Here is a 26074-nt window from a genome sequence, read left to right as displayed (position 1 = left end):
CATCCTCCTTGTTTTCATCAAGAACATGGGAAAACAAGGCAAACTCAACCCAGCCAATCAATGTAGACATTTGACAGGGTTGAGCTGGAAAGCTTAAATGAGGGGACTGAGTCTTATCTCATCCTCCCGTGAAAAGCCAGAGTCCCGACAACTCTGGCTTTTTGCTTTCAGTGCCTTGAAATGGAATAACAAGCTTTCTCAGTTACTTATTGCTCATCCTCTTCAGTCGTGTTGAACGAGTTTTCAATACTCTGTTTTGCCAGCCACCGGGCAACATCAGCGACCAGGACAAATCGCCCCCGCCGCTTGGCCATAGTAAACAGCCTCACAGGAAAATGGTGCTGATTGATGGCCTGGCGCAATGCGCCCATGGTCCGATACCCCATTGCCTGACGAAGTTGCTCCCCGCTCAATACGGGTGAGCGATAAAGCGTCAGCAGGTCACTTTCCAGTTTGGCCGATAACGCGGTCACCCTCGCCTCAGGCTGTCCAGTACTCAAGCTAACCTCCACACATCTATATCAGTGATAAGTGGTCATTTAGTAAGAATAAGCGCTTTTACAATTCTTGCGTAGCGGCTTATTTTTAGAAAAAAGGCACGACTTTTTTTGCATTGAAAAAGATAAGTGCTGATATACCAAGGCCCTGCCGGGCACAGCGCAATTTTCGCACATCCAATGCGCAATTTTTTTCTTATGTATTCCTTTACTGATTACAAACGTTTGTCGCGGAGAACACGATCCTTGACCACGCGATACTGGGTTGCCTGGATAAAAGAACGCCTTGGGGTAAAAACCGCTTACCAGATTAAGAAGTGCTTGCTGGAAGACTCTGTTTTGGCAGAGAAGAAACCCGGCTGGCTGAACCATTCTTCAAGGTTCTGGAACAGAAAAGAAAACGGGCAGCCTGCCTCTCAGGAAAAGTTGGTAAACCAAGTAGAATCATGCAGTAAAACAAAGGGGGCGAAAGGCATTCTCTGTCATTGCTTTTGGGAACTCATTGATCAACAGTAGATTGATCAGGATTTTTTAAACCATATCCTGTTACAGCTGCCCTCAATGTACAGGGGCAAACTCTTCAGTGATGAAAATAGCGCTGTCAGAAGACAGACATTAAGGGCCAAAACTGTTAATAAACTTGAAGTGCCTTACACGCTTGATTCGCTGACCTGTTTTCTGGCATTGGCTATTGAAGAGGGGTGGGCTGAGCAGAAAAATACTTGTCGACGGGCACATGGCTGCCAGATGACAGTAACCAAACTGTTTCTCAGACAGAGCTTACTAACGCCATTATCTGCTGTTGCAGAAGAACTTTACACGACAATATCTGAACAACTGCAGCACCTGTTTACAACGTCGGTTTATGATCCATTCTATTTTGAGTTTAATGATCATAATGACCATCAACGCCAGCTGATTAATGGTTTTTTCGCTCACTGTGAGCTTGTTTTCTCTGGCAGTTTGAAACTTTATGGAGAATGGTTGGCCCAAGCCAGAAAAATCGGGTTGACAAAAAACGCTGCTGATGAAAAGGCTTTTTTGTGGTCAGTATTCCTGACAGAAGCCGAAAAGCTTGAGTCCGTATTATTCGACGACGATCCGAACCGTACGAATAGCCATCCACTGATCCTGAAGCTGAAGAGCAGGATGGATGATTTCAAAAAATACACTGGACTATGAACAGCGGGGTGGTCACACAAAAACAGCAGGGTGGGTCACATTTGAACAGCAGAGGTGGTCAGTTTGGACAGTGCCACTAATAGCTATTGCTGGTGGGGTGTCAGCAAACTTGCTGATAGTCATTGATGAAATATTGTGAGATGGGTCTCCTCAAACTTGGGGAAGGCTGGGTAAATACTATTAATTTTCAAATCCTCAATTTAAGGAACTGGAAAGTTTGCAGTGCCCAAATGTGAGCACTGTCATGAGTGAATTGATTTCAGAAAGGTTAATCTTTTTACATGGACAGTTACTGAAAATTCCGATGTGTCCAAGTTTGGACGCATCTTATACTTTTGTAGTCATCTGATAGCTACCCCTGATTTTTCTTAGGTTACAGGATAGAAAAAAAGGGGGGGTGTACTCAAATCTGAGCACACCTAATAATGAATGGCATTTTCCAAGTTTATAATGGGAAGGTCAGGCTATTTCAGATTTCTCCTGTTCTGGCTCATTACTGATCTCAGATACACCTTCATCCATAGCCTGTCTGGAAGCCTTCATATAATCATTCAGTACAGCAATAGCAGACTGCCTGGATTGAGGGGCCAGGTGAGCATATTTGAGTGTCATATCAATAGACTGATGACCCATCGCATCCCTGACATGGTTCAGGTCAACTCCCGCCATTACCATGTTGCTGGCAAATGAGTGTCGAAGATCATGAAAGCGGAAGTGTAAATCCTCTTCTTTTGGTTTATATAAGCCTGCTTCTTTTCTGATCTTCGTCCAGGAGGATTTAATATCCTTCATGGGCTTGCCCGTTTTTTTATTAGGAAAAATGACCTTGGTTTCCATATTTTGTTTACGCCACTCCCGAAAGGCGTAATGGGCTTCATCGGTCAGATGAATATGACGGGTTTGGCCGTTTTTGGCTCTATCTCCTATCACTGTCAGTAGGCGCTGATTTATATTGACCTGGTTCCAGTTCAGCTCAAGCACCTCGGTAATGCGAAGACCGGTATTCAGAGCGATCAGGACAACCGGCTTTACATGGCATGCAAAAGTACTAGCCAATTCTGGAATATTTGGACGACGCCGTTCCAAAAGCCACTGGTTATAGCGGACTCGTTTGTTCCTCTGCTCATCATCGTAGTTGTCCAGAGCAATACGCAAACGCTGTTCTTCGTCTATGGAGAGGTATCTAACGCGCTTATTCTTATCAACGGGAAGGTTCTTGAGCTTGCGTAATGGGGTCCCTTCCAGCAATTCAAAATCTACGGCTTTACTCAATATTCCTCTTATGCAGTTTACGTCCCGGTTGATACCCGATGCTTTCCGGCCCTTCTTGAGCTGTTCTGTCTGAAAGAGTGTCAGGCGCCGAACTGATATTTCTGATAGTGGAAGGTCGAACCACTTTCCGAAATGCCTCTCTGCTCGCTTGAGATCCTCCTCACCTTGTTTTTTGTGGGTAAGAGCCCAAAGCCTATAACGCTGCTCGATGAATGCACCAAGAGTGCTGCTTTTTTCCAGCTCTGCCTGGCGACGTGAATCATTTCTGGAAGCCTGAATATCAATACCTTTGGCTACCTCTCCTAGGGATGCCTTCGCCATTCTTTTGGCATCAGATGGGGTGATAGCTCCATGACGACCCAACTTAAAATCCTTTCTCTGGTTGCAACCCGGCACTGTGTAGCTGAGATAATATGTTTTGGTGCCTTTCGGGCTGACAAGGACATAGAGACCTTGCTGTTTTTGCTCCCATACCCGATATGATTTGTCTCTGGGTTTCAGGTCATCAACTGAAGTGTTGGTGAATGAAATTTTCTCATTGGTGGTCTTAGGCATGTCCGTTTACCTCTTTATTATTTGAATGAGCGCCGGAAGTGATTTTTTTCCAGTATATTTCCAGTAAAACTCAGACAGCGATATACAATTCCATGCAACATGGTACAATATGTGGGTGGGTGATAACTTTATATATATCAATGAGTTATCTATATAATGGCTTGTTTTAAGTTGTAAGGCAATGGCTGGGATGATGGGGTGAATGATCACTCCGGAGGCAGAGGTCAGAGGTTCGAATCCTCTCGGGTGCGCCATAATCATAATAGAGGTATCTGCGTGCATGAGTAAGCGCTCATACATTTGCCTTTCATGATTTCCAATCTACGTATAGCCTACACCTCTCATCAAGTTACTCTCTTTTATTTGTGTCTTGTGTCAAACCCTTTCCAGCGTCGTCTATACCGGCTTGCTTGCTTGTTTGTCTGATGATTATCAATGGATTGTTCTTGCCATCCATGTTCAATTGTGTTCACAAAAAGGCCAGGGCGTTTCCCGGTGCAAAACGAATGGAGTCGTTTATTCCCATGTCGCGGATGGTGGATGACTGGCTGTTCCGGTTTGCCAGAGGTTTGTCTGAATGGGCATATCCACAAACGCCGGATGAGAATTTTCCGAATCCATTTCCTGCAGCAGCAGCTACTGTTATTGGGCTGGAGAGTTCATTGGCTTTGCCAGATAATGTGGTCAGCCTTGACGAGGTACGTAAGCTGTAGAAAGGTGCAGAAGGCATAACAGTTATGAGTGAATACCAGTATTACGAGTTGGTGGCCGTTGACCGGCAGTTGTCGAAAGAGGAGATGGGGTATCTTCGGGGGATTTCCAGCCGGGCACAGATATCGTCTACCCGGTTCTGTAACACCTATAACTACGGTGATTTAAAAGCCGACCCAAGGCAGTTACTGAGCAGGTTCTTCGATGCTTATGTTTATGTTTCCAATTTTGGTTGCAAAATTTTTGCGATTAAGGTGCCTCGTCATCTTATTGATGAATCGACACTGCTGCGTTACCTCCAGGGGGATATCTGCACTTACAAATCGTCTGGCGCGCACTGGATTATTGAATTTGTCTATGAAGATGAAGACGGCTACGACGATGAGTGGGATGAAGGCGATGGCTGGATGGGCAGCCTGCTGAACATTCGCAGTGAGCTGATGCACGGTGACTATCGTTCACTGTATCTGGCCTGGTTGTCTCAATTGGATGAGCTGGAACCGGATGCGCTGTCCCCCGCCATCCCTCTGGGCCTTGATGACCTTTCTGCCAGCCAGAGTGCGTTGTGCGATTTCCTGAAACTGGATGCCCAACGGGTTGTTGCGTCGGCCAGGGTCAAACCGGATTATGCCAGTGTTGAGCCTGAAGTGTTAATTGATCAATATGTCATGCAACTCCCGGAAGCGACGGCCAGAGCCCAGCTGAAAGCGTTACTGTTAGATGAAACCGGTACTGCACGAAGAGAACAGTTTGCCGCCCTGGTGGATCAAACTCAGGAAATACCGCGCAGCAGTTCAGTCACGGTTGGCCATCTGCTGGCTTCTGCCCGGGAGCTGCGGAAAAAGGCTGATGAAAAGGCCATGATGCAAAAGCAGCTGCAACAGCAGCAAAAGGCCGAAAGCGTTGCTGCCAATGAAGAGGCCTATTGGCGTCGGGTGGAAGAACTGTTTGAGCAAAGAGGCTCATCTACCGTGTATTCCGAGCTGTCAACAAAGCTTGGCGATCTTCAGCTGATGGCCAAAATGCTGAACAGACAAACAGCCTATGACCAGAGGCTGGCCGAGCTGAAACAACGCTACGCCAAGAAAACCAGCCACTGGCAGGGATTAAGGTACCGGTAACTGACCTTAATCAACTGGCCAATAAGTAGACATAAATACCACTATTTAATGTTGTTCGCGTTTATATGCTGTGTATTTTGCTATTATGTAGACAGAAATACACCATTTAAGTGATTAAAACGTTTACATGAAGGAGTGGTAACGATGGATCAGGCCACTGCAATCCACCGGCTATCGGCTTTTGACCGGATGGGACATTCGGTTTTTACCGCCAGGGATTTGGGCAAAATCTTTAGTGAAGACTCCCCGCGAGCCTTTCAGGCCGGACTGGTTCGGTTGGTGAAGAATGATATTCTTCGTCGGATGATGAAAGGGATTTATACGTTCACCCTCTCAAGCAACAAAAATGCAGATATGCTGGAGCGCATTGCCATAGCCTTGCGAAGGGGGGAGTACAACTACATCAGTTTGGAATCAGCGCTATCAGAGTATGGCGTTATTTCCCAAATCCCTGTTGATCGGCTGACCATTATGACCACAGGCCGGAAGGGAGAGTATAAAACCCCTTTTGGGGTTCTTGAATTTACCCATACCCGCCGTTCAGTCGCCGATATTCTGGACAGTGTCGTTGATCGTGACAGACCGTTAAAAATTGCTACGCCTGAGGCGGCTATGCGTGATTTGAGGCGTGTGGGGAGGAATAGTCATTTGGTGAAGGAGTCACAGAGTTATGAAAATGACCACTGAAGATTTTTCACAGCTGGTTGAGAGGATTATGCAAAATAATCATCTCGCACTAATGCGGCCAGTCGTTGAGAAAGAGCTGCTTCACTATGACATTCTGTTCTGTCTTGACCGGGAAGGCCTGTTGGATCAGTTGGTGTTTCAGGGCGGTACGTCGCTTCGTCTGTGTCATGGAGGTAACCGGTTCAGTGAGGATCTGGATTTTGTTGGAGGGGTGGATTTTTCGTCAGCCTCTCTTGCCAATATAAAGACCTGTATTGAGGACTATATTGGGGCCAGATATGGATTGGAGGTATTGGTTAAAGAGCCGGCGACGCTTAGAAAAGAGCCTTGTTATGCACAAATGAATATTGATAAATGGCAAATCTCAGTAATAATCTCTCCGAAGCGTAAAGATATTCCCCGGCAAAAAATCAAGATTGAAGTCGCTAATGTTCCGGCATATACCAAAGAAGCATTGCCGCTACGAGTGAATTACCCGTTTCTTCCCGATGGTTATGGAGACACTCTGGTTTTTACTGAAACCCTTGACGAAGTGCTGGCAGACAAACTGATCGCTTTGCCTGCAACACAAAAATACATTCGTTACCGTGATATTTGGGACCTGCCCTGGCTTCAGCAACAGGGTGCTGAAGTGAATGTTGAGCTGGTGAAGAAGAAAGTGAACGACTACCGGCTTGATGACTTTGAGCAGCGGCTGGATCAGCTGATTCGGAATATCCCTGAAATAGTGACCGGCGGTGGGCTTAAAACTGAAATGCGGCGATTTATACCTGCCGATGTTTATGAACGCACTCTGGGTAAGGGGAAATTTGAAAGCTACTTGTCAGGGACGTTACAAAAACTGTTTAGCCGCTTAAAGGGAGAGCTTTATGGCGAAGGTGAGCTTCCTGAGTTCAGAATGTGATGATGCTCGAATGTGCTGTGGGTGATCTACTGGGTTTTAAAGATAAGCAAAGAGAGGAACATTTTGGCTATGTCCTCCGTCTGAATACCAAGTCGGTTACTGGATTATGATTGTTTAGTCCCAGCATATTTACCATCTCGACTACATCCGATAGTTAATTAACGGTACACTCCCCCGGTAACCAATTTCCCATAGCCGGGTCTGATGCTCTGCCTTCGTCTATATGACAGCGAGCCTGTCTGCTTATTTGTTCCCCGGCATTATTGTCCCTGATGCCAAGTACCCATTATGTCCAACACCCATAACAATCTTGCCGCCTTTATCTGGTCCGTTGCCGACCTGCTGCGGGGAGATTTTAAACAGTCCCAGTACGGTCGCATCATTTTGCCGTTTACTTTGCTCCGGCGTCTGGAGTGTGTGCTGGAGCCTACCAAAGAAGCGGTGCTGGCCCAGTATGAAAAAGTGACGGTGATGAACCTGCCGGAAGAGGGACGGGAGAAGCTGTTGTTGCGGGCGGCCGGGTTGTCCTTCTTTAATACATCACCGATGGATCTCTCCAAACTTGGACAGATCGGTATTAAAGACAATCTGGAAAGCTATGTGCTTGCCTTCTCACGGGATGCCAGGGAGATCTTTGAACATTTCAAGTTCGATGAATTTGTTGGCGGCCTGCAGGAGGCCAACCTGTTGTATAAGGTGGTGCAGAAGTTCGGCAGCATCGACCTGAGCCCGGATGCCATTTCCAATCACGATATGGGCCTGGTGTTTGAGGAGCTGATCCGCAAATTTGCCGAAAGCTCTAACGAAACCGCCGGAGAGCACTTTACCCCACGGGATATTGTCCAGCTCACCACCTCCCTGGTGTTTATGGAAGATGACGATGCCTTAACAAAAGAAGGCATTATCCGCACCATTTACGATCCCACTGCCGGTACTGGTGGCTTTCTTTCTTCCGGTATGGAATATGTGCATGAACATAACGCCAATGCGGTGATGCGCGCCTTTGGTCAGGAGCTGAACCCGGAGTCTTACGCCATCTGTAAAGCCGATATGCTGATCAAGGGGCAGGATGTCAGCCGTATCAAGCTGGGCAACACCCTGTCCAATGACCAGCTTGCCAGTCAGCAGTTTGATTATATGCTCTCCAATCCACCGTTCGGAGTGGACTGGAAGAAGATCGAAAGTACGGTCAAAACAGAACATGACGTGAAAGGCTTTGATGGTCGCTTTGGCCCGGGTCTGCCACGGGTATCCGATGGTTCCCTGTTGTTCCTGATGCACCTGATCAGCAAATTTCGGGCTATAACGCCCGATAATCAAAACCCCAGCCGTATTGGTATTATCCTGAACGGTTCGCCGTTGTTTACCGGCGGCGCGGGCAGTGGTGAAAGTGAGATTCGACGCTATATTCTGGAAGCCGATCTGCTGGAAGCCATTGTCGCCCTGCCTACCGATATGTTCTACAACACTGGCATTGCGACCTATATCTGGGTGCTATCCAACAAAAAATCGGCGGAGCGTAAGGGCAAGGTCCAGCTTATCAATGGTGCGAAGCTGTTTGGCAAGATGCGCAAGTCCCTGGGTTCCAAGCGCAATATGATGAACCCGGAAGACCGTGCCATGGTGACTCGCTGTTTTGGCAAGTTTGAGGCGGAAGCTACTGACTCCAATGGCATAGCAATCAGCAAACTATTTGAGACATACCAGTTCGGTTATCGTCGTATAACGGTAGAACGCCCCCTGCGCCTCTCCGTCCGATTTACCGATGAAGCCGTTGCCAGCCTGCGTTATGCGCCCAAACCGTTTAACAATGTAATGCGCTGGCTATTCGAACAGTTTGGCGATGCCTGCTACTCGACACTGGCAGACCAGGAAGAAGCCATCCGCAACAAAATCAAAAAAGACTTCACCGAGCTGAAAGAGAAACAGGTTAAAGAAGTACTGGATACCAAACTGTGGTTGTTCCAGCGCAAGCTGATGGAAAAGGCGCAACAGCTTCAGTCTGAGGTTGGTATTGAGAACAGCGATGATTTCAATCGCTTTGATGAATTATTGAAGGCAGTGATTAAAAAGCGGGCGATCAAGCTGGATGCCAAAGAGAAGAAGCAGCTTCTGGATGCCATTACCCATAAGAACCCGGAGGCCGAGCCCGTTGTCAAAAAGGTATTAAAAGAAGAGTCGCAGCCCCTCTACGGTGCCTTTGAATACCGAGGCAACGTCGTCGAGTTTGAAGCTGATGGCGACCTGCGGGATAACGAGAACATTCCCCTTGATCCATCCGTTGCCACTTCAATGCTGATCGAAACCTACTTCCAGCGGGAAGTGACGCCCCATGTGCCGGATGCCTGGATCAATGCCAGCAAGCGGGATGAGCAGGACGGTGAGATCGGTATTGTCGGCTATGAGATTCCCTTTAACCGCCACTTCTATGTGTACCAGCCACCCCGAGCCCTGGAAGCCATTGATGCCGATCTGGATGCGGTCAGTGGGCGGATTATGAAGCTGCTGGCGGAGGTGCATTCGTGATGGCGGCCATTAGCAGTAAATATAAGCCTTATCCCGAGTATAAGGATTCTGGTGTTGAGTGGTTTGGCCCTATTCCTGCTCACTGGATAGTAGCGGGATTTAAAAAATACTTATCATCAATCGTTGATTATCGGGGAAAAACACCTAACAAAACTGAGTCTGGTATGTTGCTTGTAACAGCCAGAAACATTAAGCAAGGCAAGCTTCAGTATGATAAGTCTCAGGAGTTTATTGATCCTGATGACTATGAGGCAGTGATGATTCGAGGTAAGCCTGAATTGGGAGATGTCCTTTTTACTACTGAAGCTCCTTTAGGTGAGGTGGCAACTGTAGACCGGACTGATTTTGCATTAGCTCAAAGAATCATTAAGTTTTCTGGTATGGCTGGTGTTCTTGATAATTACTATTTCAAGTACTTGCTCATGTCTGAAGAGTTTCAGCAGTCTTTGAAAATGTACGCGTCTGGCTCAACAGCATTGGGTATTAAGGCTGAGAGGTTTGTTTATCTCCGTAAGTTACTTCCTCCTATTGATGAGCAGCATTTAATCACCAACTTTCTGGATCACGAAACCGCCAAAATAGACACCCTGATCGAAGAGCAGAAAACCCTGATCCGGCTGCTGCAAGAGAAGCGTCAGGCGGTGATCAGCCATGTTGTGACCAAAGGCCTTAACCCTGATGCACCGATGAAAGACTCTGGTGTGGAGTGGCTTGGGGAAGTGCCGGAGCACTGGATTGTCAGACGGCTCAAGCATGTTGCTGATCTACAGTCTGGTATACCAAAAGGCAAAGACCTTGCGGGCAAAATAACAATCGAAGTGCCCATGCTTCGAGTGGCTAATGTCCAGGATGGTTATTTAAAATTAAATGAGGTTCATAAAATTCATATTGAGCCTGATCAGTTGGAACGTTATGAACTGAAAAAGGGTGATGTTCTAATGAACGAGGGTGGGGATAACGATAAACTTGGCCGTGGAGCTGTATGGAAAGGTGAAATTGCACCGTGCATCCACCAGAATCATGTTTTTGCAATCAGGCCAAAAGATATTGAACCAGAGTGGCTTGCACTACTCACAGGTTCTTCATATGCCAAGTTTCATTTCTATAGGGTAGCCAAGCAAAGCACCAATCTGGCATCTATATCCTCAAGTAATATCAAGGAAACGCCGTTAGTTATCCCTCCTTTTGAGGAGCGTAGAGCGATCATTGATCACCTGAAGACATTAATGAAAAAGTACGATGCCATTGAAGCCCAGGGACAAGATCAAGTCAGGCTACTAACAGAACGCCGCACCGCCCTGATCTCTGCCGCAATTACAGGCAAAATAGACGTCCGCGACTGGAAACCCACTGCCCACCCACAACAAAAACACCCCGAGGCCCCCCATGAGCAAACCGCCTGAAGCGCCGGAGCACCCAGACACCCTGTTCAGCGAAATCAAAGGCCTGATCCAGTCCGCCCGCCAGCGGGCTGCAGTGGCTGTGAATGCCGAACTGACTCTGCTTTACTGGCAGGTGGGGGAGCGCATCAATAGCGAGGTGCTCAAAGGTGAACGTGCGAATTATGGCCAGGAGGTGGTTGTCGGCTTGTCCAAACGACTGACTCAGGCGTTTGGTCGCGGCTGGTCTCGCCGTAATCTGTTTCAAATGATCCGGTTTGCGGAGTTGTTTCCCTCTCTGGAGATTGTGCAGACACTGTCTGCACAATTGAGCTGGAGCCACTTCACCGCACTGATCAGCCTTGAGGATAGCCTGAAGCGAGAGTTCTATCTGACCATGGCAATACAGGAGCGCTGGTCAGTCCGTACGCTGGCAGACCGTATCGACAAACTGTTATTTGAACGAACAGCCCTGTCCAAAAAACCTGAGCTGACCATTACCAGGGAACTGGAGATTCTCAGAAGCCAAGGCAAGCTCAATGAGGAAATGGTACTCAAAGATCCTTATGTACTCGACTTTCTGGAAATGAATGACGCTTACCTGGAGAAGGATCTTGAAGACGCCATTCTGCGGGAGATGCAACAATTTCTGCTGGAGCTGGGCGTGGGCTTCACCTTTGTCGCACGGCAGCATCGTATTCAGATCGGAGGTGATGATTTTTATATTGATCTGTTGTTCTACAATCGCAAACTTAAGCGGTTGGTTGCCATTGACCTTAAGGTAGGTAACTTCAAGGCAGAACATAAAGGACAGATGGAGCTTTACCTGCGCTGGCTGGATAAATATGACCGCCAGCCCGATGAGGCCTCCCCCCTGGGTATTATTCTTTGTTCTGGTAAAAATGATCAGGAGGTTGAACTGCTGGAGCTGGATAAAAGCGGCATCCATGTGGCGGATTACCTGACCAGCCTGCCGCCCAAAGCGGTGCTGGAAGAACGCTTCCAGCAGGCCATTCACAATGCCCGCCAGCGTATTGAGAACAAAAGTGAGTAGTGTATGAGCAGGGACGCCACCGTTGAGGCCGTTTTCCAGAACGAAATAATCGCCCAGATGCAGGCCAATGGGTGGCTGCTGGGTTCCGGCGACCAGTACCACCGGGAAACGGCGCTGTACACCAGCGATGTGCTTGGTTTTGTCAAACAGACTCAGGCGAAGGAGTGGGAGAAGTTCTGTAAGGTATTCCCCTCGGATTCGGAACAGCACTTTATCAGCCATCTGGTGACGCAGCTTAATAAGGCTGCCCCCAATGCCATTGATAAAGAGCTACGCAGTTACGGTACCCTTGGGGTGTTACGTCATGGCCTGAAGATTCGCAATGCCCGGTTTCGCCTGTGCCAGTTTATGCCGGAGCATGATCTGAACCCGGATACGCTGGCCCGTTATAAAGAAAACCGTTGTCGCCTTGTGCCGGAGCTGGTGTATTCGCCCTATGCTACCGATGAGCACCTTGTTGAAACCGGTAAAAAGGCCAGGTCGTGGCGCATTGATCTGGTGCTGTTTATCAATGGTCTGCCGGTATCGACGCTGGAGCTGAAATCCGAGTTCAAGCAGTCCGTGGATAACGCCATTCGGCAGTATAAAACCACTCGCCAGCCCAAAGACCCGGAAACCGGTAAGCCGGAACCGCTGCTTACCTTCAAGCGGGGTGCGCTGGTGCATTTTGCTGTCAGCCAGTATCAGGTTTATATGGCAACCCGGTTGGCCGGTGCTGATACCTTCTTCCTGCCGTTTAATAAGGGGACAAAAGAAGGCGGCGCTGGTAATGATATTCCCGACGATGAGAACCGCTATGCCACCGATTACCTGTGGAATGAGGTGCTGCTGCCGGATAACCTGCTGAATATTCTTGCCCGTTACGCTCACCTTGAGATTAAGGAGACCGAAGACTGGGAAGGCCGCAAAACCAAAAAGGAGACGCTGATTTTCCCTCGGTATCACCAGTGGGATGTGGTGCGTAAACTGATTGGCGCTGCCCGTACCGAAGTTAACGGGCATCGTTACCTGGTGCAGCACAGTGCCGGTTCCGGCAAGTCCAACTCTATTGCCTGGACCGCTCATCAGTTATCCACCCTTTATAAAGACGATGGCGATAAACAGTTCCATTCTGTGATCGTGATTACTGACCGGACGGTGCTGGACGATCAGCTTCAGGATACCATTTACCAGTTTGAACACGCCGATGGGGTGGTGGGGCGTATTAACAGTAAAGAAGGGCAGGGCTCCAAATCAGAGAAGCTGGCCAGTGCCCTGGAAAATGCCCAGCCGATTATTATCGTGACCATACAGACCTTTCCGTTTGTACTGGCAGCTATTGAGAGCAGTACCAATCTGCAGAAACGTCGTTATGCCATTATTGCCGATGAGGCGCACTCTTCCCAGACGGGCGATACTGCCAGGAAGTTGAAAAAAGTGTTGATGGTGGATGGTGAAGCAAAAGAAGCAGAGCTATCGGCAGAAGACAAGTTGAATGCATCTGTTGCCGCACGACGGAAGAGCGGCAATCTCAGTTATTTTGCTTTTACAGCTACGCCAAAGGCGAAGACGCTGGAAACTTTTGGTCGGCTGGCTAATCCGGATGAACCACCTTCAAAGAAGAACCTGCCCCAGGCATTCCATGTGTACTCCATGCGACAGGCCATTGAAGAAGGCTTTATCCTGGATGTGCTGAAGAACTACACCAATTACAAAGTTGCCTACAAGCTGGCCCAGAAGATTGCCGCTACCGATGAGGAAGTGGACAGCAAACGTGCCAAGGTGAAGGTGGGGCGCTGGGTACGCCTCCATGAGCACAATATCAGCCAGAAGGTGAAGGTGATCGTCCAGCACTTTCAGGAACATGTTATGGGACTGCTGGGTGGTCAGGCCAAGGCGATGGTGGTGACCAGCTCCCGCAAGGAAGCGGTACGCTATAAGCTGGCCTTTGAGAAGTACCTGGCTGAACACAAGAGTTCCATTGCCGTGATGGTAGCCTTTTCCGGTGAGGTGCAGTTCGACCAGAATGATCCGGACAGTGCCGCCATTCTTGATGAGAAATTTACGGAAAAAAATATGAACCCCGGCCTCAAAGGACGGGATATGCGTAAGGCGTTCGATACCGACGATTACCAGATTATGCTGGTGGCCAATAAGTTCCAGACCGGTTTTGACCAGCCCAAGCTTTGCGCCATGTATGTGGATAAACCGTTGGGTGGTGTGGAGTGTGTGCAAACCCTTTCCCGCCTTAATCGCACTTATCCCGGCAAGGCGGAGAGCGGCACCTTTGTGCTGGACTTTGTTAATGAGCCGGACGATATTCTGGCTGCCTTCCAGCCTTACTACCAGACAGCAGAACTGGCAGATGTGTCTGACCCGGACAAAATCTTTGAGCTGCATGAAAAGCTGCGGGCCAGTGGCATTTTTACCTGGAATGAAGTGGAGCGGTTCTGCGAAGCCTTCCTGACCCGAAAGAAAAGCAATGCTGCTGTCAGTAATATCTGTAAGCCTGCGGTGGAACGGTGGCAGAAGCGTTACAGCTCTGCGGTGGCGGCTTATGAGCAGGCCAGGGATATGCTGGACCGGATGAAAAAGTCCGGCGATGCGGTGCTGATCGCCAACGGGGAAAACAGCCTGAAGGAGTGCAAGCAGGAAAAAGACCGGCTGGAGATTTTCAAGAAAGATCTGGGCAGCTATACCCGTTACTACGAGTTTATGTCCCAGATTGTCGATTACGATGATATTGAACTGGAACAGCTCAGCCTGTTTGCCCGCTACCTGCGGCCGCTGCTCCGGGAACAGGTTCTGGACGAAGATGATATTGACCTTGATAACGTGGTGATGAGCCACTATCGTCTTGCCAAAATCCGGCAGCAGGACATTCAGCTTAAGGAAGACAGTCCGGAGTACAAACTGGAACCGGGCAGCGATATGGGTACTGCCAAACCCAAGGATAAGAAAGAGGAGTTTCTGTCGCAGATTCTTACCCGATTGAATGAGCTGTTTATTACCGACAACCTGTCGGATGCGGACCTGATCAATTATGCCTATACCGTTCGGGACAAGCTGGCGGAAAACGACACGGTGATGAAACAGATTGCCAATAACACCGCTGAACAGGCCTTGCTGGGGGATTTCCCGAAGGCCATTGATGATGCGGTGATGGACAGCAACGAAGCTCACCAGGAGATGATGTTGCAGTACCTGTCCAACCCGGAGCTGGCCAGAGGGTTTGCACGGGTGGTGTTTGATATGTTGAAGGGGTGATATGCTCCTTCAGTTTTCCTTTTTGATGAGTTTCAACAACTCAGAGCCTGTTGTAAAAGTTACTGATCATTAACCCAGGATAAAAATCTAAAGTCGTCTATAACTACGGTATATGATTTCATATGGTTAGCTACTTACCCTTCCGACCTGACTGATAACGAGTGTGCAATCCTTGAACCACTGTTTCCTGACCCTGGCTATGATACTCCAAAGAATGGACGACCACGTGATCACCTTAAGAAACACTTTAAAAAAATCCAGAAAGTCTGGGCTGATTGTGGTTACCGAGGTTACCTTGAAGAGTGGTTTTATCGCTGTAAGCCCAAAAGGGAACTGTCTAAAGACTATGAACAGTTGCCAAGGAGTTCAGAAGCCTTCGTTTATATATGCATGATTCGCATAATTCTGCGAAGGCTTAAGTAGTTTTAAAACAGCTTCTTACTGATACTCGTGCTCAAGAATATGAGAGATGTGTATTGATAGCGGAGTGTTACTATGCACTATGTTTACCAGTTTCTTTACTTCCTGAAAACTTCTACCCGAATAAATAGCTTCAACATTTACACTGGATGTATTTCCGTTAAATAAAACTTTGTTGGGGTTGTTTGCATTTGTATCCTCTTCAATACTGGAGGATTGACGAGGTGCAATAAGAAAAACATGCCCATTTTCAAAGAGTCCTGTATACATTGTATATTTTTCATCTTTGTATTTAGTGGTTGCGTTACCCAGCTCCATAATTGCCAGGAAACATTTAATGTCTACTCGTTCTGGATCTTTAACAAGTCCTGAGTGTTGGTCGTATACATATCGTTTAAAAAAATGATCAAATTTGCCTGAATTGTAGATTGATTTTAAACTCTCATATTTGCTCGAATGTACTACTGTTTTCATATTTTTGAACTGAATTCGATGCCTTAAATCTTCGATAATCTTTTGATCAATAGAATTGTTGGCATTATGGCATGTCTGCTTGAGCCGGAGCGCGTCGGGCAGTGTCAGTTTATTTGCGATATGTTGAATAACCTCAACGGGCAAGCAGTTGAAATAGCCAGGTTGTAGCTGTTGGTCAGGTGTTGATTCTGCTAATTGCAGTGGAACTCTGGACGATAATCCTGCTTGATTACATGGAACATCGAATGGCATAAGATAGTTCTTATATTTCCCTCTCTTCCAAGTCTTAATAGAACCTGAGTTTGCGAAAAAGTTCCATCTGCGGGCGAGTGTGTGATGCAATGCAAAACCGGGACATCCACAGTGCAAAACCGGGACATCCACAGCGGCAACATGCTCTCAGGCAGCCTGATCTTTGGAAAAAACGGCAGTATCCAAATGCTGTGAGCCGTCTTGCACTGATAGTCAGAGGTTTCCTTTCCGTACATTTGACACTCTACTAAATGAACTTTTCATCCCCCCTGCTGTCGAATAAAAAAGAATATAAATTATATTTTTTATTTCTGTTTTTTGTTATACGGGGGTGCAATACGCACTGAATCAGAAAAAGAGCAACCACCATCATTGCCTATGTTACCAACGACAATTGCAACGAATGTTCCGGCCGCCCACAGTAGCAGACCTCTTGAGGCTGACCATGCCGTTCAGCGTCGGTATTTCAACCGGGATATCAGCCAAATACTGGGCCTTCCTCCGGTAGTCAACAATACCAGACTCATTGGTATGGAGTATGAGTCCAACAACGTCACAGTCACAGCTCCTGGCATCGCCCTCAGAAAAGGCACAGTACTTGCGGAAACCCTCGGATGTCACTTTGGCTACCCATTAATGAGTCTGACCATTGATCAAACGGGTGGGGAGCAAATACTGGCAATACTGGAGACGGTGCTGGCACCGCTGTTATCGGAGACGCTGGTCAAATTGCGTTTATGTGAGCTGGTAGAGAAGCTGTTTGAAATGCTGGCAACCATCCCCTCAGAGACCGGCATGGCGCTGGAAGAACTGATCCAACAATACAATCGATGGCTGGAAAGCCTCGATGGGTTTGACGAGCGTACCTGTACTCTTTTGCAATTAACGGCAGTCTATGAGCCGACCTCCCTCAGACACGACCAGGGTATTAACTATGGGCTGCTGAATCAAGCGGAGGTCAGCACCTCGACCGGCAAAGGACCTCTGACATTAATAAAGATACCGGATCGGGAGGTCGGCTGGGACTATTACAAACAGACCAGCTTTTTTGTAGAATTCAAAAATATCAGACAACTTGCGAATATCCCCCGGCAAACGGAACTCTATTCACTGCTTGATGCCGCCGGTTGGTGTGAAGCAAAAGAGATCGCTACCGCTCTGTTGAGGGAGTTCGGAATAAAAACGGAACATGAAAATACACTGCCTGTCTTAATGCACTGGTCGTACAACTGTCTGAAAATAATTAACTACGGTTTTACGACCAGAACGCGTGGTGGTCAAAGAGTTATCCGCCATGTGTCTTTGTGCATCCGAGCTGGCCAGCTTCAGGAGGTGTTTCAACTGCTATCAGATGAGACCGTTAACGAGTTGGTCACAAGCATTAATAGAGATCGGGACAACGACCTGTACAAGGTCATAATACTGATATTTCTGGACTACGGTGGCTGGAAAGAATTTCCTGAAAAACGCACCGCCTATGAAAAGTTGGAGCAATGGCTGTTTCACGAAGTCCGGGAACTGTTTAAAGTCCTCAAAATAAGGCAACAGCACGGTAAACACCATGTGTATAGCCCTTTTTTATCAACTCCTTATATTGTCACCAGAGATAATGAAAAACTGATATTGCCTGATCCGGGCAAGGCAGCTGGTTACTTGCGAGATTTTGTTCTGCCCAAGCGCAATGACAAATATTATTTCCTCTATGAATTAACAACAATTAAGGAAACAAGTTATTGCGTTATCGAGTTCAGATTGCATCAGGGCAACTGTGGGGAGTTAAGTGTTTTTGATCTTCCATTCAATCATCCGGAAAGACCCTTTGACCCATCACACCTCACCGAAAATGAACAACAGATGATGGATATTCTGTTTGAAAACACAGCGGTGCAAACCTTAGACGACATCATGTGGCTCCAGAACCTTCGGTCTTTGCTTGAATCTCTACCCGATCTGGGTACTGGACAGATATAAAATTCAAGCTAGCCTCAGGGGGCGTTAATTAAAACTCAAATAAAATCATAGAAAAAATCGGTAAAAGGTGGTCAATAGAAAAGGTGGTCAATAAATGTATCAAGCCAATGTCGATGCGACTGGGGTAGGCCCACATACTGGCGATATGTCTCTCAAGACGACCAGGACTGTTTCGAGGCAAGCAACGCTGGCTTCAAAATCGTTTTGCAGAAAGGTAAGCATTGACGAGTGGGCCTTAGCCATGGGAGTCAAACGTCAAGCAGAGTGTGATAATTCTGTCGCTGCAGATCTCAGAGACAAAAGCTGCAAAATGACAGAAGCTGGCTTAACGGATCAAAACTCACTGAAAAAAACAGCTCAGAAAATTTTTATAGGTAATAGAGAGTATACGCGTCAGGAACTTTCTGAGATATCAACTAAAGAGCTTAATCTGCTTCTCAAGAAAGAAAATAGCAAGGAAGTTGAAAGTTTCGTGAGATATATTAGAAGAGCGGAAAAAAACAGGCGTCATCAAGCAGGATATAGAAAAGGGGTAATGGCTAATAAACAGGCTGTTGCCAATGAAGTGAAAATGTTGAAGTCTGAAAAAAACAGGCTGGAGTTAGAGAAGAAGTCTCTAATAATGGGAAAAAACAAGCTTGAGTTAGAGAACAGGGCTATTGTAGCGTTAAAGAACAGGTTGGAGTTAGAAAACAGATTTCTAATAACGGAAAAAAACAGGTTAGAGATAGAGCTCAGGTCTCAAATAGCGGAAAAAAATAATATTTGGAAACAATATCAAGCTATCATGCAGGGGATTGCTGTTCAACCAGGGGAAAGGTCTACTCAATAACTGTGCCAAACATGCCCATATTCGGCAGGAGGAGCTGTCAGCAGAAAGGTATCCCTACCAGTGTAGTTTGTGTCAACGTAAATCAGCCAGTCTCAAAGGCCTCAAACTTCATTTACACCGCCACCAGAATGAACTTTCTTTTATAGAGCGCAGAGGCATAGTCCTCATGGCATTGGGAGGCGGGTCAATGGCATAAAACATCACTGTGTTGGTTAACGCTTAAAGAAGTTAATGCTAACAATGAGAGTACCGACCCATTCCGGCTTCACTGATCTAATGTATGATTTCTGACTGTTTATCCGCACAAAATCAAAGCAGTAATATAACTGCATCTCAAACTGATAGGCTTGAGGAGCAGAACATGGATATTCTTGCCAATATTAACCAGGCAGAATGTAAAGCCAATTGTGGGTTTGTTGCTATGAGGGTCTTTCATTACCTGGAGAATAAAACGTTTCAGCCCATTCTTTGTGATGAATTCAATGCACCAGCACCACTATCAACACTGACTGTCTATGGCAAACTTGATGACATGTACTTGGGAAAAAAAACACTGAAACTGGAGTTGTTTGAAGGAGAACATGATGATCTGATATTTTCATGTGAGCAGAAGTTACTTGAGATGAAGCAAAATGAACACGCCATTGTCAGTTTTTCATATCAAGTGGCTGGTAAGGAAAAAGGGCATTTTTTCAATATTTACCGGAACAAGTCCACCTACAAAATCATTGACGCTATTAGTGCCATGGCCTTTGATAGATATGCCATTTGCAAAAATTTGAGTGAATACTTTCATATTAAATTACCTCGGGTTGGTGCTGATACATTGACAAAAATACAGCTTATACACTGACCGCATGGATTATATAGTATTGCATAAGCTCATTCTGAAAATGGCTGCATTTTACAGGATTAAGATAATTCCAAAGATTAAGTGCTACGGATAGCACTTTGGAGTAACTGTTGTGTGTGCCAGATCTTATGCCGAATGCATCATCACAAGCAGTGATTTGATAAAATCCTTCTTTTTGATTTCATAATCACTCACATACTGATTGGTCGACAGCCAGTTGTTAATTCTGTGCTCGAAACCACTGCGGCAAACATGGCCAGCCAATTTTTTTTGAAGAAGTGCCGTAAGCGTGTGCAGGCGTTGTTGTTGTACTTGACGATATTCAGGCAGACAGTCAGGTGTTCCGGGTTTGCCTTCAGAGTGCAGATCGATAAACTGCCTGGCTTTATTCAGGGTAAGCAGAGAGCGAATAAGCAAGCCATAAATACGCTCCTCGATATTTTGGGGGTCGTTAAAAAGAATGGTTCGTTGCAGGTCAAATACTGCCCCTCTTTGTAGTTGCCTGGTCAGCGGATCCAGGTTTTCAGCGAGGTATTCCAGCGTATCGTTCAGTAACTTTGTTTCATCAGCAAACGACAAACACAGTACCGGCCTCGCAACACCAGGAACGCGGACGGCCAATGGTTCGGTATTTTCATGGGTTAATCGGGCGTCCACACTGACCTGAAGCCCCATGGTTTTCATACACAGATCCGCGTCCCTGAGATGAATATTGTAGGTTTTTGGTAGTTTAATCTCCGGACACCCCGGGAGTTGCCAGATGGTGATGCTTTTGGGAATGTCTGAGTCTGTGGTGTTCAGTGCCTCTAGCTTTGCAAAGAGTATTCTGGCGGGCTCCTCTGTTGAGCAGATAATGTCAATATCATTAAATAATGAGCAGTGGTCCTGTAAATAACGCGCATAAGAACCGGTAATCAGAATGGGGGTATTGTTATAAGAAACATTGATTTCCTGAATAATCTCCAGTGTTTTCAGTGTTAGCGCATTTAACCGCAGAACCGGATTTTCCGGGAAATCCGCTCTGCCAGTTGTTGACCATTGCTTCAGAGTTTGTGCCCCATTGGTGGTAATGCCCTGGGTGGCACACGTATGGTCTGTTTCACCCCGGTATTTCGTTGTTCGGCCGGCGTTCTCTATATTGGGAATCAGGTCGGGGAGGTTATCTCTATGTCGATGTCCGGTGTTTTTTACACAATGGGCTTCGTAGCTGTATTGTTCAAACCAGAAGCCTAGATCATGGCGCAGTTTGCTTCCTTCCGGAAAACTCTGAAGACAGCCAAGTACCTGGTCCTTATGGACTTTCAGTCCATCAATAGACTGCCTCGTGATATAGCAGTGTGCCAGGAAGAAGAAATGTACGCGTGAATTCTGAAATGAGTTCCTCAGTTTTTTGATGGATTGCAACACCTGTTCTGCTGACACTTCCTGATGATCGATAGTCAATTCATTCTGCATAGCCATGAATTTCAAGATACATTGCAGCCGATGTTGCTCATCTTTGAGCGATACGTTGTTTAATAGTTGCCAGGCTTTTTGAATGATATCCTGAGCTTCGCTGGTTTCATCATATCCCTGGGATTGATTCAGCCTTTGAATCAGATACATCGTTTGTCGTGAAGAATGATCGCCAGGTACTTCATTAAATGCTTCTAGCACTTTCTGGTTATCCAGATAGTTGCCATTCAACTCTCTGGCATGCAATGCCAGTAGAGAATAAAAAATAGCTCTTTCGAGCAACCAGCCACCACGTTCATAATCCTTAACCACCGTCTCCGGTGTTACCTGCTGGCCATTCAATAGCAGCCCCTTCAGGCAACATTCTTCTTTGAAGCGTGCGATCTCAAGTGTCGCTTTGGCCGTCTGAAAATTCTTATACACCTCATCCGGGGTAACCAGCTGGCCATTCAGTACCAGTTTCCTCAGGCAGCATTCCTGCTTAAAGCGCGCTATTCCCAGCCTGCCTTCTGAACTATTCGGGAAAGCCTTAACCACAGCATCCGGTGTCACCTGCTGGCCATTCAATACCAGTCTCCTCTGGCAGCATTCCTGCATAAAGCGCGCTATTCCCAGTCTGCCTTCTGTCGTATCCGGGAAAGCCTTAACCACTGCATCCGGTGTCGCCTTCTGGCCATTCAACGCCAGGCCTGTCAGGCAACATTCTTCCTTAAAGCGCGCTATTCCCAGTTTGCCTTCCGGACTATCCGGGAAATCCTTAACCACCGAATCCGGTCTGACCTGCTGGCCATTCACCAGCAGCCCTCTCAGACAACATTGTACCCTGAAGATTGCTCTGCCCAATTTGCCTTCGGGACTGTCAGGGAAAACCGTGATCACCGCATCCGGTGCAACCTGCTGGCCGTTTAACTCCAGGCCCCTCAGGCAGCATTCCGCTTTGAAACGGGCGAGCTCCAGAGTTGCACCGGCTGCCTGATAATCCCTGACCACCTCATCCGGTGTTATCTGCTGGCCGTTCAATAACAGGCCCCTCAGGCAACATTCCGCTTTGAAACGGGACTGCTCCAGTGTGGTTCCGGCTTTCTGAAAATCCTCAACCACCGCCTCCGGTGTAACCTTCTGGCCATTCAACGCCAGGCCTCTCAGGCAACATTCTTCCTTAAAGCGTGCCAGCGTCAATGTTGCATTGGCTACCTGACAATCCTTAACTACCGTATCCGGTGAGACCTGCTGGCCACTCAACGGCAAGCCCTTCAGGCAACAATTCGCTTTGAAGCGTGCCAGCTCCAGGTAGGCTCCGGCTGACTGATATTCCCTGACCACCGTAGCTGGTGTGACTCGCTGGCCATTGAGTGGCAGCCCTCTGATGCAGCATTGTTCAATAAAGCGCCCCAGCTCAAGTGTTGCTTTGGTGGCCTGATAACCCTTAACTACCGTATCCGGTGTGACCTTACGGCCATTCACTAACTTGCCCATCAGGCAGCATTGTTCCTTAAACCGGGCCATCCCCAATTTGCCCTCCGGACTAGCCGGGAAATGCTCAACCACATCGTCCGTTGTGACCAGCTGGTCATTCAACAGCAATCCCCTGAGGCAACATTCTGCCCTAAAGCGCGCCAGCTCCAGTGGAGCCCTGACTGCCTTAAAATCATTAATCACCGTATCCGGTGAGACCTGTCGTCCATTTAACAGCAGGCCCCTCAGGCAACATTCCGCTTTGAAGCGGACCATCGCTAATCTGCACTGCTTGTTACCATCTGGTTTCCGATTGAATTCCTGAATGACCTGGTCCGGGGACACTTTTTTATTGCCGTGTAGAATGTTCTGTAAGCAGAGCTTTTGCAGAAAGAAGCCACCTCTGAGAGACGTTTTATCATTTCTATAGGTGCCAAGCACAGCGGCCGAGGAGATGTGACGTTCCTTTAATGGGTTTTTATCCCAAAAGGCGTCCTCAACACGTTTGCCGACATCCAGGGTGGGAGCTCTACCTCTATAAGACGGATGGTTTGAGACTCTTTTACCGTTAAATGTACTTCTTGAGCGATCAGGAATCCCCCTGGAACCAGCTGGCTGGGCAACACGGCCAGCAGGCTTTGGGCGGGAGTAGGTTGATGCGTTTGCTTTCAGAATAAAACCCTGTCTGGACAGTTCATGTTGAGAAGGTGAATTCGGTACAAATATTCCTTCAGCCAGTCTAATTAACAGTGGCAAGAGGCAGCACTGATGATAATTCTGCTCTTTTGGCCTTAGCTGCCAACTCTCCTTTCTCCCTGGCCAATGTTTCGCTGAAGCCTTTTCTTATGGCAGATGTATAGGCGTTTGATCTGGCATTTCTGATGGCTTTGTATGCCTTGGCTTTATCGGATGCTTCGTATTTGGCCAGGTACGTTTTGCGTTTAGCGGATGTAGCATGCCTGGCGTGCCTTTTGGCTCTATTTGCCTTGACTTCATCGGATAAGTTGTACCTGGCGTTGTTCGCCCGGCCTTGATCGGATGAAGTGTATCTGGCTTTGGACGCCTTGCCTTTTTCGGATCTGAAGTATCTGGCTCTGCTCAACTTGCCTTTTTCGGATGCTTTGTATTTGGCCTGGTATTTGGCTTTGTTCGTCTTGCGTTTTTCAGAAGCACTGGCCACTTCAGGCGCAGGTGGCTGAGGTTCATCAGAACTGGAAGATTCAGTGCCTGTAAATCCAGAAGTTACGGTATGCCCTGGCTGTTCTGTGTTTTTATTCAATGGGCGAACCACAGCAACCGGACGGGGTGGTGGCTGAGAAAAATGAGCTGATGCATTTTCAGCAAATGGTAAATGAGAAATTGAAAAGTCATTCAGTGACCGTGGAGAAGGTGGCTCCTGGTTTGTGACTTCCTGATTGAAATATTCGTCAAGGGGTGAGTCATGCCTGTGTACAGAATAACCAGCCATGCATGGCGATGAGCTGAAAATGTCGTTTAGTGTTAAAAATTCATCTGGAAAACCCTGTAAATTGGCATAAAAAAGATCGGGATCCAGGTTCAGATTGAATGTGTCCATTAGAATTATTGAACTGTTGAATTACAGCCAAAGACCACTGATTCGTATAAAAGTTCCCCCTTTCAGCATTAGTCGTTGACTCGATGAAACTGACACCGATACAGCTGGTGTAAAAAAACATGCCTTGAAACGCCCTGTTTGCCCTCTCCAAAGTGGCCATTAAGTAGTTGGCCAATGGAATCGTATATTTTTGGTTTAGTGGGCAGTTACTATGCAAGGCACAACAGGTTCTATCACTCGCTGCCCAGAGCAGCGACTACTGATGTGCTGTAGAGTTCCATTCTGTACCTGAAATTCCTTAGGTGTACGCTACGACTACTCACTGCTGTCCGGTTCATGGAGGCAGGAATTATTTCAAGATAAGGTAATCACTGATGAGTTTTCTGACGAGAGTCTGTATGATAGGGACCGTTAAAAGTGATATTAGTTTTTTTATGAAAAGATTTGATGTTCCGAGCGTAGTCTCTCTGCATATCCTTCATAAACAAAAATAAAACTTCTAGCTAAACGGCTTTGCCCACAAAGTCACCCTATAGTGTTTGAATATCAGGATATGAGTATGTCTACCTCTACAGGAACCGTTAAGTGGTTTAATGACGAGAAAGGTTTCGGTTTTATCAGCCAGGAAAACGGTGGACCTGACGTGTTTGCCCACTTCCGTCAGATTGCTACCGAAGGCTTCAAAACCCTGACTGAAGGCCAGCGCGTTGAGTTTCGTGTTACTCAGGGCCAGAAAGGTCTGCAGGCTGAAGATATCCGTCCTCTGTAAAACTCAGTTTTTATTTGGGCGATCCATATAAAAGGCAGTGCTTTACGGTACTGCCTTTTTTATTGCCTGCCACAAAGGGGGCAGAAAGAACCGGTTATGCCCCTTCTGATTCACGTACTTGCTCAACATTCGTCTGCTGTCGCCCAAAATGACCTGTTCTTCAGTACTTGTCTTATGATTGGTACGGTTTGTTGATAAATTACACTTTTATGGCGGGGCTGAATCCGTCATTATAGTGCTCCCGCTGGCTCAGGCTGGTTTGGTGTTGGTTTTCAAGGGCATCTCAGGGGAGTGGTAGCATTTTCCCGGGATGCCGAGTGTTATTTGGGCAAGGCAGTCGATGACAGCAGAAGACAGTAATATTTCTGACCAGGGCATCCAGAAGCAGGAACAGCAGTTGGCCTCTGAACAGGATGTTTCCGGTTCCCCTATGAATCAAGCGCTTCCGGAAGAGGGCAGGAAAATTCTTGAGAGGCTGCATAACCGGCCGGAAAGCGACGTAATGAACTCTGAGGCGCTGCGTCTGGTGCGAATTATCTGGCCCGGTGCCTTCAATGTTTCGGATCCAAGGCCCCTTAAGATTGGTATTCACAAGGAGATGGCAGAGGCAAACCTGCTGCCTGCACACATTATTCCGGTTGCACTGCGGTTTTTTACGTCCATGGAACGCTACCTTGAGAAGATTAAGCCCGGTGCTACCCGCATTAACCTTCAGGGGCAGGCAGCAGGTCGGGTGAAACTTCGCGAAGCAGTGGATGCAGAAATCAAGCTGTATACCCAGAGCAGTGATTTTGTCATAACACGGGATCGGGTCATTATTAAGAAGATTCGTTTATTGTCCGTGAATAAACAGACTTGAACGGATACCAGTAGGCCGGTCTGA

20 protein-coding genes and 1 pseudogene are annotated in these 26074 nt (G+C 47.2%); 16 read left to right on the top strand and 5 right to left on the bottom strand.

Annotated features, from left to right (window positions below):
* Positions 1-206 precede the first annotated feature (206 nt).
* Positions 207-500: a hypothetical protein gene (locus ACO6VE_RS12345; protein WP_422447001.1), complete on the bottom strand. Its 294-nt coding sequence runs from the start codon at positions 498-500 to the stop codon at positions 207-209.
* A 243-nt stretch (positions 501-743) separates the two neighbouring features.
* Here ACO6VE_RS12345 and ACO6VE_RS12340 point away from each other — a divergent pair, with 243 nt between their 5' ends.
* On the top strand, positions 744-1013 hold the full coding sequence (locus ACO6VE_RS12340; protein WP_422461534.1) for a hypothetical protein: 270 nt from the start codon (positions 744-746) through the stop codon (positions 1011-1013).
* A gap of 45 nt (positions 1014-1058) precedes the next feature.
* On the top strand, positions 1059-1679 hold the full coding sequence (locus ACO6VE_RS12335) for a hypothetical protein (protein ID WP_422461533.1): 621 nt from the start codon (positions 1059-1061) through the stop codon (positions 1677-1679).
* Positions 1680-2138: 459 nt separating this feature from the next.
* On the opposite strand, the gene ACO6VE_RS12330 is transcribed toward ACO6VE_RS12335, so the two are convergent.
* Positions 2139-3506, bottom strand: a complete 1368-nt coding sequence (locus tag ACO6VE_RS12330) for a tyrosine-type recombinase/integrase (RefSeq protein WP_422461531.1) — start codon at positions 3504-3506, stop codon at positions 2139-2141.
* 506 nt (positions 3507-4012) lie between these two features.
* Here ACO6VE_RS12330 and ACO6VE_RS12325 point away from each other — a divergent pair.
* The 9 genes and pseudogenes from ACO6VE_RS12325 to ACO6VE_RS12285 form a co-directional block, all read left to right on the top strand.
* Positions 4013-4219 (top strand): hypothetical protein, encoded by a 207-nt coding sequence (locus ACO6VE_RS12325; protein ID WP_422461529.1) that lies wholly within the window; start codon positions 4013-4015, stop codon positions 4217-4219.
* A gap of 24 nt (positions 4220-4243) precedes the next feature.
* Entirely contained in the window at positions 4244-5338 is a 1095-nt protein-coding gene (locus ACO6VE_RS12320; protein WP_422446993.1) for a hypothetical protein, read from the top strand.
* A 144-nt stretch (positions 5339-5482) separates the two neighbouring features.
* The gene (gene abiEi / locus ACO6VE_RS12315) at positions 5483-6025 is read left to right on the top strand and encodes a type IV toxin-antitoxin system AbiEi family antitoxin (RefSeq protein WP_422446991.1); all 543 of its coding nucleotides are present in this window, start codon (positions 5483-5485) and stop codon (positions 6023-6025) included.
* Positions 6009-6929 carry a nucleotidyl transferase AbiEii/AbiGii toxin family protein gene (locus tag ACO6VE_RS12310; RefSeq protein WP_422446989.1) on the top strand — a complete coding sequence of 307 codons (921 nt, stop codon included), beginning with the start codon at positions 6009-6011 and terminating at the stop codon, positions 6927-6929. The genes abiEi and ACO6VE_RS12310 overlap by 17 nt, the downstream gene beginning before the upstream one ends.
* Before the next feature lie 288 nt (positions 6930-7217).
* Positions 7218-9455 carry a type I restriction-modification system subunit M gene (locus tag ACO6VE_RS12305; RefSeq protein ID WP_422461527.1) on the top strand — a complete coding sequence of 746 codons (2238 nt, stop codon included), beginning with the start codon at positions 7218-7220 and terminating at the stop codon, positions 9453-9455.
* Complete coding sequence (locus tag ACO6VE_RS12300; protein WP_422461538.1) at positions 9455-10858, top strand: restriction endonuclease subunit S; 1404 nt, start codon at positions 9455-9457, stop codon at positions 10856-10858. The genes ACO6VE_RS12305 and ACO6VE_RS12300 overlap by 1 nt, the downstream gene beginning before the upstream one ends.
* Positions 10842-11888: a PDDEXK nuclease domain-containing protein gene (locus tag ACO6VE_RS12295; RefSeq protein WP_422461525.1), complete on the top strand. Its 1047-nt coding sequence runs from the start codon at positions 10842-10844 to the stop codon at positions 11886-11888. Before ACO6VE_RS12300 ends, ACO6VE_RS12295 begins: the two co-directional genes overlap by 17 nt.
* Before the next feature lie 3 nt (positions 11889-11891).
* A complete protein-coding gene (locus ACO6VE_RS12290) occupies positions 11892-15134 on the top strand; it encodes a type I restriction endonuclease subunit R (RefSeq protein ID WP_422461523.1) in 3243 nt (1080 codons plus the stop codon).
* Positions 15135-15461: 327 nt separating this feature from the next.
* A pseudogene (locus ACO6VE_RS12285) lies at positions 15462-15557 on the top strand (IS5/IS1182 family transposase); the annotation flags it as partial.
* 15 nt (positions 15558-15572) lie between these two features.
* On the opposite strand, the gene ACO6VE_RS12280 reads toward ACO6VE_RS12285, so the two are convergent.
* Complete coding sequence (locus tag ACO6VE_RS12280) at positions 15573-16412, bottom strand: F-box protein (protein WP_422461521.1); 840 nt, start codon at positions 16410-16412, stop codon at positions 15573-15575.
* A gap of 246 nt (positions 16413-16658) precedes the next feature.
* Between ACO6VE_RS12280 and ACO6VE_RS12275 the strand changes: the two genes are divergently transcribed.
* The 3 genes from ACO6VE_RS12275 (at position 16659) to ACO6VE_RS12265 (ending at position 19936) form a co-directional block, all read left to right on the top strand.
* Positions 16659-18251 carry a hypothetical protein gene (locus ACO6VE_RS12275; RefSeq protein WP_422446975.1) on the top strand — a complete coding sequence of 531 codons (1593 nt, stop codon included), beginning with the start codon at positions 16659-16661 and terminating at the stop codon, positions 18249-18251.
* A 94-nt stretch (positions 18252-18345) separates the two neighbouring features.
* Positions 18346-19083, top strand: coding sequence for a hypothetical protein (locus ACO6VE_RS12270; RefSeq protein ID WP_422461520.1), 738 nt, complete (start codon positions 18346-18348; stop codon positions 19081-19083).
* Between the two features lie 361 nt (positions 19084-19444).
* Positions 19445-19936: a hypothetical protein gene (locus ACO6VE_RS12265; RefSeq protein ID WP_422446972.1), complete on the top strand. Its 492-nt coding sequence runs from the start codon at positions 19445-19447 to the stop codon at positions 19934-19936.
* Positions 19937-20062: 126 nt separating this feature from the next.
* Here ACO6VE_RS12265 and ACO6VE_RS12260 read toward each other — a convergent pair whose 3' ends face one another.
* The gene (locus tag ACO6VE_RS12260) at positions 20063-23602 is read right to left on the bottom strand and encodes a hypothetical protein (RefSeq protein WP_422461519.1); all 3540 of its coding nucleotides are present in this window, start codon (positions 23600-23602) and stop codon (positions 20063-20065) included.
* A complete protein-coding gene (locus ACO6VE_RS12255) occupies positions 23586-24314 on the bottom strand; it encodes a hypothetical protein (RefSeq protein ID WP_422446968.1) in 729 nt (242 codons plus the stop codon). The genes ACO6VE_RS12260 and ACO6VE_RS12255 overlap by 17 nt, the downstream gene beginning before the upstream one ends.
* A gap of 667 nt (positions 24315-24981) precedes the next feature.
* On the opposite strand from ACO6VE_RS12255, the gene cspE reads away from it, so the two are divergent.
* A complete protein-coding gene (gene cspE, locus ACO6VE_RS12250; RefSeq protein ID WP_101748687.1) occupies positions 24982-25191 on the top strand; it encodes a transcription antiterminator/RNA stability regulator CspE in 210 nt (69 codons plus the stop codon).
* A 340-nt stretch (positions 25192-25531) separates the two neighbouring features.
* A complete protein-coding gene (locus ACO6VE_RS12245; protein ID WP_422446966.1) occupies positions 25532-26050 on the top strand; it encodes a ProQ/FINO family protein in 519 nt (172 codons plus the stop codon).
* Positions 26051-26074: the final 24 nt, after the last annotated feature.

It is taken from the genome of Endozoicomonas sp. ALB115 (genome assembly GCF_049310245.1).
GTDB lineage: Bacteria > Pseudomonadota > Gammaproteobacteria > Pseudomonadales > Endozoicomonadaceae > Endozoicomonas.
Note: the sequence above shows the minus strand (reverse complement) of the source record. Positions and strands in the feature narration are given on the sequence as shown.

Excerpts from the sequence above, each read along its gene's own strand:
- ACO6VE_RS12335 (WP_422461533.1), top strand. The coding sequence starts at position 1,059 with ATGTACAGGGGCAAACTCTTCAGTGATGAAAATAGCGCTGTCAGAAGA.
- ACO6VE_RS12330 (WP_422461531.1), bottom strand. The coding sequence starts at position 3,506 with ATGCCTAAGACCACCAATGAGAAAATTTCATTCACCAACACTTCAGTT.
- ACO6VE_RS12325 (WP_422461529.1), top strand. The coding sequence starts at position 4,013 with ATGGAGTCGTTTATTCCCATGTCGCGGATGGTGGATGACTGGCTGTTC.
- ACO6VE_RS12320 (WP_422446993.1), top strand. The coding sequence starts at position 4,244 with ATGAGTGAATACCAGTATTACGAGTTGGTGGCCGTTGACCGGCAGTTG.
- abiEi (WP_422446991.1), top strand. The coding sequence starts at position 5,483 with ATGGATCAGGCCACTGCAATCCACCGGCTATCGGCTTTTGACCGGATG.
- ACO6VE_RS12310 (WP_422446989.1), top strand. The coding sequence starts at position 6,009 with ATGAAAATGACCACTGAAGATTTTTCACAGCTGGTTGAGAGGATTATG.
- ACO6VE_RS12305 (WP_422461527.1), top strand. The coding sequence starts at position 7,218 with ATGTCCAACACCCATAACAATCTTGCCGCCTTTATCTGGTCCGTTGCC.
- ACO6VE_RS12300 (WP_422461538.1), top strand. The coding sequence starts at position 9,455 with ATGGCGGCCATTAGCAGTAAATATAAGCCTTATCCCGAGTATAAGGAT.
- ACO6VE_RS12295 (WP_422461525.1), top strand. The coding sequence starts at position 10,842 with ATGAGCAAACCGCCTGAAGCGCCGGAGCACCCAGACACCCTGTTCAGC.
- ACO6VE_RS12290 (WP_422461523.1), top strand. The coding sequence starts at position 11,892 with ATGAGCAGGGACGCCACCGTTGAGGCCGTTTTCCAGAACGAAATAATC.
- ACO6VE_RS12275 (WP_422446975.1), top strand. The coding sequence starts at position 16,659 with ATGTTACCAACGACAATTGCAACGAATGTTCCGGCCGCCCACAGTAGC.
- ACO6VE_RS12270 (WP_422461520.1), top strand. The coding sequence starts at position 18,346 with ATGTATCAAGCCAATGTCGATGCGACTGGGGTAGGCCCACATACTGGC.
- ACO6VE_RS12265 (WP_422446972.1), top strand. The coding sequence starts at position 19,445 with ATGGATATTCTTGCCAATATTAACCAGGCAGAATGTAAAGCCAATTGT.
- ACO6VE_RS12255 (WP_422446968.1), bottom strand. The coding sequence starts at position 24,314 with ATGGCTGGTTATTCTGTACACAGGCATGACTCACCCCTTGACGAATAT.
- cspE (WP_101748687.1), top strand. The coding sequence starts at position 24,982 with ATGTCTACCTCTACAGGAACCGTTAAGTGGTTTAATGACGAGAAAGGT.
- ACO6VE_RS12245 (WP_422446966.1), top strand. The coding sequence starts at position 25,532 with ATGACAGCAGAAGACAGTAATATTTCTGACCAGGGCATCCAGAAGCAG.